Source organism: Roseomonas chloroacetimidivorans (assembly GCF_049629625.1).
Lineage (GTDB): Bacteria > Pseudomonadota > Alphaproteobacteria > Acetobacterales > Acetobacteraceae > Roseomonas > Roseomonas chloroacetimidivorans.
The window spans coordinates 83,535-96,163 of record NZ_JBNBZS010000023.1; the positions used below are offsets into that span (position 1 = coordinate 83,535).

Consider the following 12,629-nt stretch of genomic DNA (forward strand, 5'->3'; position numbering starts at 1 on the left):
TGAAAGGTCAAGCAACTTCATCGCAAAAGCTTGCCGTGCCGCAGGGAATCGCGAAAATACGGGCATCATGTCCCAAGCCATGCCCCTGCCGGAGGGACGCGACCCGACCCTCGCGACCAGCGTTCACCGACGCCTGCGCGAGGACATTCTGTCGGGAAGGCTGCCGCCCGGGCAGAAGCTGAAGCTGCGTGATCTGGCCGAGAGCTACGGTGCCGGTGCCTCGCCCATGCGGGAGGCGCTTTCCAAGCTGGCGGCGGAGGGGCTGGCGGAGCGGCTGGAACATCGTGGCTTCCGCGTGGCAGGTGCGGCGCCGGGCCAACTGGAGGGGCTGATCCGCAGCCGGGTGCTGGCTGAATGCGCGGCGCTCAGGGAATCCATCCGGCGGGGCGGGCATGGATGGGAGGAAGCGGTGGTGCTGGCAGAGCACCGGCTGAACCGAGTGGCGCGGTCCCTGGATCCGCACCGCTTCGCCGCCAATCCGGAATGGGAGGAATGCCACCTCCGCTTTCACCAGGCGCTGCTGGCCGCCTGTGAGGCGCCGCCCCTGCTGGCTTTCTGCGACCGGCTGCGGGAGGAGGCGCAGCGCTACCGGGCGCTGGCCAACACCATGGCCTATCCGGACCGGGATGTGGCGGCGGAGCATGCCGCCATTGCCCGCGCCGCGCTGGACCGCGACGCTGACCGGGCTGCCGCCTTATTGGCGCAACATTACGAGCGGACCGGGGCTTTCGTCGGGGCCGGTCTGGGCTGCCGGGCCGGCTGACGGGATTCACCTGGCGCAACCTCCCGCGGTGTCCTCACGTTTCCTGGCCACGGAACGGAGGCTCCGACACGGAACGAGGCGGGGCCTCTTCCGCCATGACCTGTCGGGCCCGGCATCGGCCGGGCCGTCCTCCTGTGCCCACGCCTTCTGACGCAGGACACCGCCATGGCCGATCTCGAACTTCCCCTCCGGCAGGGCTATGCGCCGGATGCCGACAATTCCTTCGGAAGCCATGGCGGGCTTCCGGACGAAGTTCCCATCACCCTGACGATCAATGGCGAGAGGCGCGAGTTGCATGTGCGCCCCTGGACCACGCTGCTGGATCTGCTGCGGGAGGATCTCTCCCTTTACGGCACGAAGAAGGGCTGTGACCACGGTCAGTGCGGAGCCTGCACCGTGCTGCTGGACGGGCAGCGCATCAATTCCTGCCTGGCCCTGGCCGTGACCAAGGATGGCTGCGAGGTCACGACGATCGAGGGGCTGGCCGCGCCGGACGGCACGCTGCACCCGATGCAGGAGGCCTTCATCGAGCATGACGCCTTTCAGTGCGGCTATTGCACGCCCGGGCAGATCTGCTCCGCCGTCGCGCTGGTGAAGGAGGGGCATGCGAGGACGCGCGAGGAGATCCGCGAGCATATGAGCGGCAATCTCTGCCGTTGCGGGGCCTATACCAACATCGTTGATGCGATTGAGGATGTGCTGTCGAAGGAGGCCGCGAAGTGAATCGCTTCTCCTATGCCCGCCCTGGCAGCGTGGCGGATGCGGTGCGCGAGGTGACGGGCCATCCGGCCGCGAAGTTCATCGCCGGCGGCACCAATCTTGTCGACCTGATGAAATATAATGTGGAGCGGCCCACGCATCTTGTGGACCTCTCCCGCCTGCCCGGGCTCAATGCCATCGAGGAGACGAGGGAAGGTGGGCTCCGTATCGGCGCGCTGGTGAGTAATACCTCGGCCGCCTATGACGAGCGGGTAAAGGAGCGCTACCCGCTGCTCTCTTCCGCCATCCTGGCTGGCGCCACGGCGCAGCTGCGGAACGCGGCGACCACGGGCGGAAACCTGCTCCAGCGCACGCGCTGCTACTACTTCTATGACGACGCCGTGCCCTGCAACAAGCGTGTGCCGGGCTCGGGCTGCCCCGCGAAGAATGGGGTGAACCGGATCCACGCCATTCTCGGCACCAGCGAGCACTGCATCGCGACCCATCCCTCCGACATGGCCGTGGCGCTGGCGGCGCTGGAGGCGGAGGTGAAGGTGGCAGGGCCGAACGGGGAGCGCAGCATCCCCATGGCCGATTTCCATCGCCTGCCCGGGAACATGCCGGAAAAGGACACGAACCTGCATCCCGACGAGATCATCCTCTCCGTCGAGCTGCCGGAGCAGCGCTTCACGAAGAACTACACCTATCTGAAGCTGCGCGACCGCCTGTCCTATGCCTTCGCGCTCGTTTCCGTCGCGGCCGCGCTGGAGATGGACGGGGACAAGGTCGTGGAAGCGCGGATCGCCCTGGGCGGCGTGGCCCACAAGCCCTGGCGGGTGCCGGAGGCCGAGGCGATGCTGCGCGGCAAGGTGCCGGACCGCATGGTTTTCGAAGCGGTGGCGAAGCGGATCATGGAGGGTGCCCAGGGCTTCGGAGGCAATGACTTCAAGCTCGACCTCGCCCCTCGTGCCGTGATCCGCGCCCTGTCCCAGGCTGCGGCCGGCACGCCGCAATCCCAGACCGACAAGCGCATCCAGTAGGAGGAGCCGGATCATGTATCAGAGCCATGTCGGATCCCCCCGCAGCCGCGTGGATGGCCGCCTGAAGGTGACGGGCGCCGCCCGCTATGCTGCCGAATACACGGCCCCGGACCTGGCCCAGGGCTATGTGGTGAACAGCGCTATCGCCAAGGGGCGCATCACGGGCATCGACATGAAGGACGCGCTGGCGGTTCCGGGTGTGATCCAGGTCTTCACGCATCAGAACCGGCCGCGCACCGCCTGGCGGGCCAAGGCCTATCAGGACGAGGTGGCACCGCCCGGCACACCGTTCCGCCCGCTTTACGATGACAAGATCATCTATAGCGGCCAGCCCATTGCGCTGGTGGTGGCCGAGGATTTCGAGATCGCCCGCTACGCCGCCTCCCTGGTCCGCGTGACCTATGAGGAGGAGCCGCACGAGACGGATGTCGAGAAGGTGCGGAACACCGCCTACAAGCCGCCGAAGACGCGCTCCGGCATGGCGCCTCCCGCGCCGCGCGGGGATGCGGAGGCGGCCTTCGGCGCTGCGCCTTACAAGGTGGACGAGTCCTACAAGATCGCCATCGAGCACCACAACCCAATGGAGATGCATGCCAGCACCGTGGTGTGGGAAGGCGACGGCAAGATCACCGTCTATGACAAGATCCAGGGCGTGCAGAACACGCAGTCCTATATCACCCATGTCTTCGGCCTTCCGAAGGACGATGTGCGGGTGTTGTCGCCCTTTGTGGGCGGCGCCTTCGGATCGGGGCTGCGGCCGCAATACCAGCTCTTCCTTGCGGTGATGGCGGCGCTGGAGCTGAAGCGTTCGGTGCGCGTCGTGCTGACGCGCGACCAGATGTTCACCTTCACCTACCGTCCGGGCGGACTGCAGGATGTGGCGCTGGGTGCCAATCCCGATGGCACGCTTCAGGCGATCCGCCATGACGCAATCGACGAAACCTCGACATTCGAGGATTACCAGGAGTCGGTCGTCAGCTGGTCGGCATTGCTGTACCATTGCGACAATGTCGCCACGAGCTACAAGCTGGCGAAGATCGACACCTATACCCCTGGCGACATGCGGGCGCCCGGCGCGCCGACCGGCGTTTTCGCGCTGGAATCGGCGATGGATGAGCTGTCCTACAAGCTGGGCATGGATCCCCTGCAGTTCAGGCTGAAGAACTATGCCGAGACTGATGAGGGGGCCGGCAAGCCCTATACCAGCAAGGAACTGCGCGCCGCCTATCAGCTTGGCGCCGAGCGTTTCGGCTGGTCGCGCCGGAACCCGAAGCCCCGCTCCATGAAGGAGGGGCGGGAGCTGATCGGCTGGGGCATGGCGACCGGCGTCTGGGAAGCGCAGATGCAGAAGACGACGGCCCGCGCGACCCTGACCATCGACGGGCGGCTGGAGGTTGGCACGGCCTCGGCCGATATCGGCACGGGCACCTATACCATTCTGACGCAGATCGCGGCCGATGCACTGGGCCTTCCGATGGAGAAGGTGACGGCGAAGCTGGGCGATTCCAAGCTGCCCTTCTCCCCGGTGGAGGGCGGATCCTGGGCAGCGGCCTCGGCCGGCACGGCGGTGCATCTGGCTTGCAATGCGGTGCGGGAGAAGCTGTTCAAATACGCCCGCGGCATGGACAACTCACCACTGGCCAATGTCGAGATCGGGCGCGTTGCCTTCCGTGATGGCCGGATCGAGCTGATCGCTGATCCCTCGCGATACGTGACCATCCAGGACGCCATGGCGGCGGGCGGGGTGGACCGGATCGAGGCGGAGGAGACGGGCAGCCCAAGCCGGATCAACCAGCTGCGCTACGCCGCCTATACCCATTCCGCCGTTTTCGTGGAGGTGAGGGTGGATGAGGAATTGGGCCGGGTGCGCGTGACGCGCATCGTGGATGCGGTGGCGGCGGGGAAGATCCTGAACCCCAAGACCGCACGGTCCCAGATCCTGGGCGGCGTCGTCTTCGGCATCGGCATGGCGCTGACCGAGGAGTCCATGCTGGACCATAATCTCGGCCGCTTCATGAACCACAATATCGCCGAGTACCATGTGCCCGTGAATGCCGACATCCACGACATCGACGTAATCTTCGTGGAGGAGCATGAGGACAAGCTCAACCCGATCGGCGTGAAGGGCCTGGGCGAGATTGGCATCGTCGGCACGGCGGCGGCCATCGCCAATGCGGTGTTCCACGCCACCGGCAAGCGGATCCGGCACCTGCCGATCACCATGGATAAGGTGATCGGCACGAAGGAAGCGGCCTGAAGAAGCAGGTGCCCGGGCCTTGGATCAGGTGCTGATCCAAGGCCCGGGCCGGCCTGGAAAGTGGCGGGTGAGGGGCCTCGTGATCGACGCGGCCCCCTATGCGGGCTTCAGGCCGGATACTGGCAGGAAGCGGGCTGCGCCTCGGCGGGTGAGACGCCAGCCAGGTGGCGCACCTTCGCGCTGCACGTATTTCACGTCCTCGTCGATGGCTGACTGGCACAGTCCCTCACGCAGGCGGTGAACCTGCATCCGTAGCGCGGCGGTCGGATTGGCGGGTCGCGCTTCGCCCTGCCAGACGAGTTGCGCAAGGGTGAGCAAAGGAAGTGGCTCGGGCTGGGCTGCGCGAAGGGCTGCGTAGAGAATACGGCTCTTGGGCGATGCGGTGTGTAGAAATGCTTTTTTCGCCAAATGCACTCTCCTCGCGGACGTAAGCGGGGGCGTTTCTCTCCTACCTGCGGCCCTTCAAGGCCCTTATGGGACAGGGAGGGCTATGTGGGAGGCACGCCCACGTCAAGGTCCGGGAACAATCATTCGGCGAAGGTGGAGATGTCGGTTCCGTAGTGCCGAATGTTTCGTCAAGCCAGGCCCGGCGGATGCGCCGGGCCTGGATGTTCAGCCCCTTGCCTTCACAGGATGAAGTCACTGGAGGTGAAGCTGTGCAGGCCGGTCAGCTCGATCTGGAAGTCGGTCTTTCCATCGCCGTTCACATCGCCCTCGACATAGGTGTCGCCGCCGGACCGAACTGCGTGCAGCTCGCCCGCTGTATGACTGAAGGCATGAGTGCCCACGAAGGTGAAGGCCTGGTCGCTGCTCGACTTCGAGACAGCGTCGATCGCGGAGAGGTCGATCACGTCACCATTCCTGAAGTCGGTGATCATGTCATGTCCGCTTCCGACCTTGGAGTCGGCGAGCTGGCTGAAGACGAAACTGTCATTCCCTGCGCCGCCCGTCATGATGTCGCTGTCCAGGCCGCCGGTCAGGTGGTCATTGCCGCTATCGCCGGTCAGGGTGTCCTTGCCTGCACCGCCGGTCAGGGTGTCATCGCCTGCGCCGCCGCCAAGGACATCCTTGCCTGCCCCGCCGTCCAGGGAGTCGTTGCCCGCGCCGCCGGAGAGGTTGTCGTCGCCAGCACCACCGGCCAGGGTGTCGTTGCCCTTGCCACCGAGCAGCGTGTCCTTGCCATCTCCACCGTCGAGTGTGTCATTCCCGGCGCCACCGTCGAGCGTGTCCTTGCCCGTGCCGCCGGTCAGGGTGTCATTGCCGTTGCCGCCATCGAGGCTGTCGTCTCCGGTACCGCCGATCAGCTTGTCATTGCCATCACCGCCGAGAATGACGTCCTTCCCGCCCAGGCCGTCGATCGTGTCTGCGCCCGAGCTTCCCTTCAGGTGATCCGCCGAACTCGTTGCGGCGAGCGCGGAGGAGGTATCGTGATCCGAGGTCAATCCGGACGAACTTGATGCCGGGGAAGATGAACTGCTGGGCGCGGGCTTTGCCGCGGAAGAGGCACCGGACGCGCCGGTGCTGCTGGGAGTGGTGCTGCTCGAGGAGTCGTCGGTGTCGAGCTTACCCACACCGGCATGGGCGGTGACATAGGCCTTCACCGTTGAGGTCGCGTCGAGCGCGTAATCGTAGTCTACGGTGAAGTCGCTGGTGGACTTGCTGTTCTCGGCCGAGGCCTCTCCGCTGCCGACCTTGGACCAAGTGACGTCGTCGAACTCGTTACCGCTCAGGTTCCAATAGCCGATCTGTTTGCTGTACTCGCTGATGATCGGGTTCTTCACGTCCTCGAAGACATTGTTCTCGATCTGCCCTTCAGCGCCCATCCGCAGGTTGATCGCGGAGCTTTCGATGTTCGTGTAGTAATTATCGTAGATATGGGCATAGCCGTCGCGGACCATTGGGGCGCGCGAATTGATGTTCTCGAACAGGTTGTGGTCATAGGTAACGTATCGTGCACCGGTATCGCTGTCAGAAGAGCCGTTCAGCGACGCCTTGTAGTGATCGTGGATGTAGTTGTTCGAGATCGTGACGTATTCCACGCCGTCCTTCATATCGAGAAGGCCGTCGTAATAGTCCTTGCCGTGATCCGTGTTGCTATAGAGTTCGTTGTGATCAATCCAGATATTGTGCGACTCACCCTCGATACCGATGGCATCCCCGGGGCCGTCATGCACGTCGTGGATCGTCAGGTTCTGAAGGATAAGGTTGGATGAGCCCTTCGTGATCTGGAAACCGATCCCGTCAAAATCCGCGCTGGTTCCAATGCCGATGACCGAGACATTGTGGACGTCCGCCAGCTTAATGACGTCAGAACCGGTGTTGGCAGCCGTGATCTCGCCCTTGACGTAGATGGTGATCGGCGAGTCCGCCGCCTTGTCGATGGCTGCCAGCAATTCCTTGCCGGTTGTCACCATCACGACCGTTCCGCCGGCTCCGCCGGTGGTGCCGCCATTCTCTGAAGCATAGCCGTGAGCTTCGTCGGAATCGGACATAAGCGCAGTCCCCGTAAGTGCAGCGCAAGCTGCTCTGTCGACGGAATGGGGTCTCGTCACCTCTGTGTTCGTGGCGGCCAAGTAGAAGTCATGAAAATCCCGGATGAGAACATGACTTGAAGAAGTTTATTCCGGCGTGGTCGCGATGCGCCGTGCCCAGTTCTTCCGAACGGGCTCAATCTCAGACGAATTGTTGGTATCAGCGGCTTGCGGGAGGCACCAACAGGAAACCACACGGATTCGTGAGGTGGGGTGTAGTTTGTCGGTTTCCGGCCAGAGCGGTCCTAAGTTTTAGGTATTGGATGCTTTTTCTCACGAAACCGTGAGGTTCCCCGCCTGGCGATGCTATGGATCAGAGCCTGGGCGGGTTCATCAATCTAGTTGAGGGCGCGGCTGATTGACCGGATTCCCAGGCGCTATTGCTACAGATGCGGTGACGCGTGCGGATGTTTCAGGCCGCCATCAACGGCGGTGGGTACGCGGTGGCGCATTCTCTTCTTGCGCCTCGTCATCCAACACCAACGCTTCCATTCCCGCGCGCCAGGTCACATGCCAAGTCTGCGGCCGTCCAGCGCGGCAGCGCAGCAGATCCAGCGTCCATTGCGGGTCGCCCAGATCATGCATCGACCCACCAGCGCGGCCCGTGATGCGCCAGCGCGTGGTGGCAAGAGAGGGACCTTCATCCTCTTCTGTTTCGCGTAACAGAAGGCCGATTCCACCGCCAGTTTCAGCCGCGAGCTGAAGGCGCCGCATCGCCGTTGCATCCGGCCTTTCACCCAGTAGCAGCACAGCCGAGACTGCGGAGCAGCGCAGCGCCTCTTCCGTCGCCCAGAGCGCATCCACATGGTTGCCGGGCTGCGCAACGATCAGGCGGGATGGTGGCAGGCCGAAGCGGATCAGGCCGGGCGGCCAGGGATCGGGATCACGCGCAATCCAGAATACCGTGCCGCCGGATCGCGCCATCAGCAGCGCGGCGAAACCGATCGCCGCCCCTGCTCCGTCTGATAGAAGCTCGTGTAGCGCCGCGCGCGGCAGCCCGCCGCCAGGCAGGGTACGGTCCATTTCCGGGCAGAGGGGAATGACGGGCGGTTCCTCACGCCCCGCAAGGCCGGCGCGCTCGATCCGCGCGACTCGGGCCCGAAGCGCGGCCAGGACGGCGTGCCTGTCCATTCCATCACTTCCACCGGCATTTTCGGCGGATAGTGCCGTATCGCGCTTCACGGATTGGGAACGCGTCTCTTCCATACCTCCGGAGATGGGGTGGGAAGCGGTAGCGGCCCAGGGCCGGGCAGGCGAATCGGGGAGCATGCTTGTTCATACTATGTTCTTGTTTGTCCCGCACGCTTGATGGAGATGCCGTTCCGGTTTCGCCGAAAACATCCCGGTGAAGCGGCCAAACCGTCCGAAACACTGCGGAGGCTGAATTCTGGGATGATTGCGCGGCGCACTCTTCTTGCTCCGCTCCCGCTCTCGACCTGCACCGACCTGCCGCTGAGGAAGGTCGCGGATACGCCTATCGCCTCTCTGCTCAGTACCAGCTTCGCGGCGCTACACGGCGATGGGGCAGGGGGCCTTGCTCGGTTCGGCGGTGGCCGTGGCACCAGGGCCTGGTGGCTTGTGCCGCCCACGCCCTGCCGGGAGGGACTCGCATGGTCTGGTTACGGCGTGGGGATGGCGCACTCCCCCGCCGCGTGCCCGTCCTGGCGCGGAGCCCGCATATGGATCTCGCTTTCCTGGAGCATGAGAGCAGACTGCTCACCGCCGCCGGTCTCAGTCCTGAGGTTGTGGAGACGGGCGATTTGGTCTGGGCCGCAGGCATGCCCGGAATTGGTCCGGGCGTGGCGGCCGGCATGGTCGAAGTTCCGGATGCCATCCTGCCGGGCTTCGGCCGAGGCTTCACCGCGCAGCTGGGGGCGCTCATGGGCTATTCCGGCGGCCCGGTGGTGCGGAAGGACGGGCGGCTCGTCGGGCTTGTCTCGGCCTTGCCAGATGGCGGGGGCGCGAGGGCCCTCGCCTGGATCACCGGCCTGGACCTCGGCGGTTTGGCCAGTGGCCGGAACCGCCGGGTCTTCATCCTCTCCATCCAGCAGGTGATGGAGGAGGCCTCGGCTAGGTCATGCCTAGCGATGCTCGGCTATGCCTCGCCTGGAATGCAGGGCGCCTGGAATGCAGGGCCACGACGCGCCATGGCCCTGACAGTGCATGGCATCTCATAGCCTGGCAGCAAGAATGCGCAGCGGCTCAGCCTCGTTGCCGGATATCCCAGGGCGCGCGTGCCGCTTCGCGCTCCGCCTCCAGTCGGTTGATGCCGATATCGGAAAGCATCCGATCGTCGAGAGTGGCCAGGAGGCGGCGCTCCTCGATCACACGGACCATGCGCTCGAGCATTGCCAGCCAACCGAAGGCCGGAACGCGGCGGGTGGCGGCAGCCTCCCGAGCGAAGGCGCCGCGATGGATGACGTGACCAGACATGATCTGCGATCTCCCTCTGGATGGTGTCGCGAGAGGATAATCGGCTCGCTATCGTCATAAGGGAAACGAGTTGTTTTGAAGTGCGGCATCAGCGATATTGATGGCGCTATGATCACCATTCCCGCTGGCCTCGACCCCGACCTGCTGCGCTCCTTCGTGCTGGTGGCCGAAGGCGGCAGCGTCACCCGCGCCGCGCTGCGCGTCGGGCGTACGCAATCCGCAGTGTCCATGCAGATGCGACGGCTGGAGGAGACGCTGGGACAGCCTTTGCTGCTGCGCGGCCCGCGCGGGCTCAGCCCCACGCCGCACGGGCTATGGTTACTGGATCGCGCGCGGCGCCTGCTGGCCATGCATGACGAGATCGTGGCGAACTTCCGTACGCCGGAGATCGCCGGGCATATCCGCCTGGGATCGCCAGATGACTATGCTCTGCTCTGGCTGCCCGAGATCCTTGCCGGCTTTGCGGAGGCGCACCCTGCTGCCGAAGTGGAAGTGGTCTGCCTGCCTTCCAACGACCTGCTGAAGTGCTTCGACAAGGGCGAACTGGACATCACCCTCTTCTCCGGCGGCAACGAGGCACCGGGCGTGGCAGCTGAGACGCTCTGGCGCGGGCCGCTGCGCTGGGTTGGCTCGGCGGCGCGGCAGACGCATCTGATGCGCCCCTTGCCGCTGGTTCTCTCTCATGGCGGCTGCACTTGGCGGATCGCGGCCACGAACGCGCTGGCGCGGGCCGGGGTGCCCTGGCGCATGGCCTATTCCTCCGCTTCCCAGACCGGCACGCATGCTGTGGTGCTGGCCGGGCTTGGCGTGACGGTGGGGTTGTCTGTCTCCTTGCCAACGGGGCTTCGGCTACTGGGGCCTGAGGATGGCATGCCGGAGTTGCCGGATCTCGAGATCGCCATGTTGCAGCATCCCGGCGCTGCGGCGGAGGCCTTGGCGAACCACATCCGCGAGGGCTTCCGCACCCAGCCCGGCACGAGCGCCCGCGCCGCCTGAACTGTCTTCCCGCCCGCCGCATCGGGCTGGCGGATGGTTCTTGATGCCAGTCCGGGCACGGCAGGGCCGGCCCTGGCACGGAATGGGTTGCGTCGCCCGGACCCAGCGTTGAAGCTGTGCTGAGCCGTCGGCAACAGGCGGTCGAGAGACGTACCAAGGAGCACATCATGATCCGGAGCCCGATGACGGGCCGGCGCGGGCTGATCGTGGCAACCGCTGCCGGTCTTGCCATGCCGTCCATCCTGCGCGCGCAGGGACCCTGGCCCGAGCGGCCGATCCGCCTCATCGTCCCCTGGCCGCCCGGCGGCTCCACCGACGTGGTGGCGCGGATCTTCCAGCCGCGTCTGTCCGAGGTGCTGGGCCGCCCCGTCATTATCGAGAATCGCGGCGGCGCCTCCGGCTCGATCGGCGCCGGCGAGGCGGCGCGGGCGGCGCCGGACGGCTATACCTGGATGCTCGCCTATGACACCGAGGCGACGAACCAGACAGTGATGCGCCTGCCCTACAAGGCGCTGGAGGCCTTCGCGCCCGTCAGCCTGGTGGCGACCGGCCCGCTCGCGCTCGTTGCGCACGAGTCCACATCCTATCGCAGCTATCAGGATGTGGTGGAGGCGGCGAAGAAGGCGCCCGACACGATCAACTATGCCACTTCAGGCGTAGGCGGGCTGGCGCATGTCGCTACCACCCTGCTGCAGCAGAAGGGCGGCTTCCGCATCGCCCATGTGCCCTATCGCGGCGGCGGTCCGGCCGCGCAGGACGCCGTAGCCGGGCACGTGCCGCTGTTCATGTCGAACGTCGTGGTTATTAGTCAGCACATCAAGAACGGCACGCTGCGGCCGCTGGGTGTGACCACCCGCACGGAGTCTCGCCACGTGCCCGGCGCGAAATCCTTTGCGGAGCAGGGGGTAGGCGACTTCGAGGCGCCGACTTGGTGGATGCTGCTCGGCCGTGCCGGCACACCGGCGCCGATCTTGGAGCGGATGACGACGGCCATCAGACAGGTCGTTCAGGAACCGGAGCTGCGCCACAAAATTGAGGAGCAGGGGGCTGATGTCGTGGCCTCCGACAATGAAGGAGCGCGGCGCTTCCTGGATCGGGAGATCGAGAAATGGGGTGCCGTGATCCGGGAAGCCAATATCCGCGCTGATGCGTAGGGGAGGGGGGCGCCGTGATCCGGCGCCTCCTTGGCTTCCCGTCACGGGCTTTGTTGCGGCTGTGCGGTCCTCCGCCCCGGTGAGGACCGGGGGGGGGCTGAGGAGGTAGGTTCATGACGCCTGTGGAAAGTCACGAAACTGTCGAGAAAGGGGTTTGACGGGTTTGTGGTGTGGTCATATAAGCCGCCCACACCGACGGCGCCTGAGGCGCTGGGTTGGTGGCCCCGAGAAGTTGTTCGGGCAGGGTTGACGGGGCGACGGTAAGTCGCTATATCCGCTGCCCCGCTGACGCTTCTGCGGGTTCCGAACAGAGGTTGGGCTTGCCCAGCCGGGGAGACCCGGGGCCTTTGTTCGTTTGTTCCTTCACAATTGTATCTGTTTTCCTGAAGACGAGAAGAGTTTTTTTGGAACTCTTACCTTGGTCTGGTGGATGTTCTGGTGGCCTGGAGACGGGCGGCCGGGATGTTGGCTGGGCTGTGTTGATGGGGAGGGATGCGTGGCTAGCGCTGCGTGTTCTGAACTGCCTACGAGGGTGAGGGTTACGGGTAGTAGAAGTGAGCGAGTGGAGTTTTGGTTAGGGTCCCTCGGAAGTGTTGAGATCTTCGGCTGATGCCGTGGGTTGATGCATGGATGAACTTGAGAGTTTGATCCTGGCTCAGAGCGAACGCTGGCGGCATGCTTAACACATGCAAGTCGCACGGGTGGTTTCGGCCATCAGTGGCGGACGGGTGAGTAACGCGTAGGAACATGTCCAGA

11 protein-coding genes and 1 rRNA gene are annotated in these 12,629 nt (G+C 64.9%); 8 read left to right on the forward strand and 4 right to left on the reverse strand.

Features of this window, described 5'->3' with window-relative positions; all coding sequences use genetic code 11:
• The first annotated feature begins 67 nt into the window (after nt 1-67).
• The 4 genes from ACO1BU_RS18315 (at nt 68) to ACO1BU_RS18330 (ending at nt 4,759) form a co-directional block, all read left to right on the forward strand.
• Nucleotides 68-763 (forward strand): GntR family transcriptional regulator, encoded by a 696-nt coding sequence (locus ACO1BU_RS18315; protein WP_424137411.1) that lies wholly within the window; start codon nt 68-70, stop codon nt 761-763.
• Between the two features lie 165 nt (nt 764-928).
• Nucleotides 929-1,486 (forward strand): (2Fe-2S)-binding protein, encoded by a 558-nt coding sequence (locus ACO1BU_RS18320; protein WP_424137412.1) that lies wholly within the window; start codon nt 929-931, stop codon nt 1,484-1,486.
• A complete protein-coding gene (locus tag ACO1BU_RS18325; protein WP_424137413.1) occupies nt 1,483-2,502 on the forward strand; it encodes an FAD binding domain-containing protein in 1,020 nt (339 codons plus the stop codon). Before ACO1BU_RS18320 ends, ACO1BU_RS18325 begins: the two co-directional genes overlap by 4 nt.
• A gap of 13 nt (nt 2,503-2,515) precedes the next feature.
• Nucleotides 2,516-4,759 carry a xanthine dehydrogenase family protein molybdopterin-binding subunit gene (locus ACO1BU_RS18330; RefSeq protein WP_424137414.1) on the forward strand — a complete coding sequence of 748 codons (2,244 nt, stop codon included), beginning with the start codon at nt 2,516-2,518 and terminating at the stop codon, nt 4,757-4,759.
• A 96-nt stretch (nt 4,760-4,855) separates the two neighbouring features.
• Here the strand turns inward: ACO1BU_RS18330 and ACO1BU_RS18335 are convergent, their stop codons facing one another.
• The 3 genes from ACO1BU_RS18335 to ACO1BU_RS18345 all read right to left on the reverse strand — a co-directional run bounded on the left by ACO1BU_RS18335 (nt 4,856) and on the right by ACO1BU_RS18345 (nt 8,421).
• Nucleotides 4,856-5,167: an AfsR/SARP family transcriptional regulator gene (locus tag ACO1BU_RS18335; protein WP_424137415.1), complete on the reverse strand. Its 312-nt coding sequence runs from the start codon at nt 5,165-5,167 to the stop codon at nt 4,856-4,858.
• A 218-nt stretch (nt 5,168-5,385) separates the two neighbouring features.
• Nucleotides 5,386-7,251, reverse strand: a complete 1,866-nt coding sequence (locus ACO1BU_RS18340; protein ID WP_424137416.1) for a pectate lyase family protein — start codon at nt 7,249-7,251, stop codon at nt 5,386-5,388.
• A gap of 462 nt (nt 7,252-7,713) precedes the next feature.
• On the reverse strand, nt 7,714-8,421 hold the full coding sequence (locus tag ACO1BU_RS18345) for an ImuA family protein (protein ID WP_424137417.1): 708 nt from the start codon (nt 8,419-8,421) through the stop codon (nt 7,714-7,716).
• A gap of 440 nt (nt 8,422-8,861) precedes the next feature.
• Between ACO1BU_RS18345 and ACO1BU_RS18350 the strand changes: the two genes are divergently transcribed.
• Nucleotides 8,862-9,467 carry a S1 family peptidase gene (locus tag ACO1BU_RS18350; protein ID WP_424137418.1) on the forward strand — a complete coding sequence of 202 codons (606 nt, stop codon included), beginning with the start codon at nt 8,862-8,864 and terminating at the stop codon, nt 9,465-9,467.
• 25 nt (nt 9,468-9,492) lie between these two features.
• Here the strand turns inward: ACO1BU_RS18350 and ACO1BU_RS18355 are convergent, their stop codons facing one another.
• Nucleotides 9,493-9,723 (reverse strand): YjiS-like domain-containing protein, encoded by a 231-nt coding sequence (locus ACO1BU_RS18355; protein ID WP_424137419.1) that lies wholly within the window; start codon nt 9,721-9,723, stop codon nt 9,493-9,495.
• A 108-nt stretch (nt 9,724-9,831) separates the two neighbouring features.
• Between ACO1BU_RS18355 and ACO1BU_RS18360 the strand changes: the two genes are divergently transcribed.
• The 3 genes from ACO1BU_RS18360 to ACO1BU_RS18370 form a co-directional block, all read left to right on the forward strand.
• Nucleotides 9,832-10,719 (forward strand): LysR substrate-binding domain-containing protein, encoded by an 888-nt coding sequence (locus ACO1BU_RS18360; RefSeq protein ID WP_424137420.1) that lies wholly within the window; start codon nt 9,832-9,834, stop codon nt 10,717-10,719.
• Nucleotides 10,720-10,886: 167 nt separating this feature from the next.
• On the forward strand, nt 10,887-11,873 hold the full coding sequence (locus ACO1BU_RS18365; RefSeq protein WP_424137421.1) for a Bug family tripartite tricarboxylate transporter substrate binding protein: 987 nt from the start codon (nt 10,887-10,889) through the stop codon (nt 11,871-11,873).
• A gap of 632 nt (nt 11,874-12,505) precedes the next feature.
• Nucleotides 12,506-12,629 (forward strand): 16S ribosomal RNA (locus ACO1BU_RS18370); the annotation flags it as partial.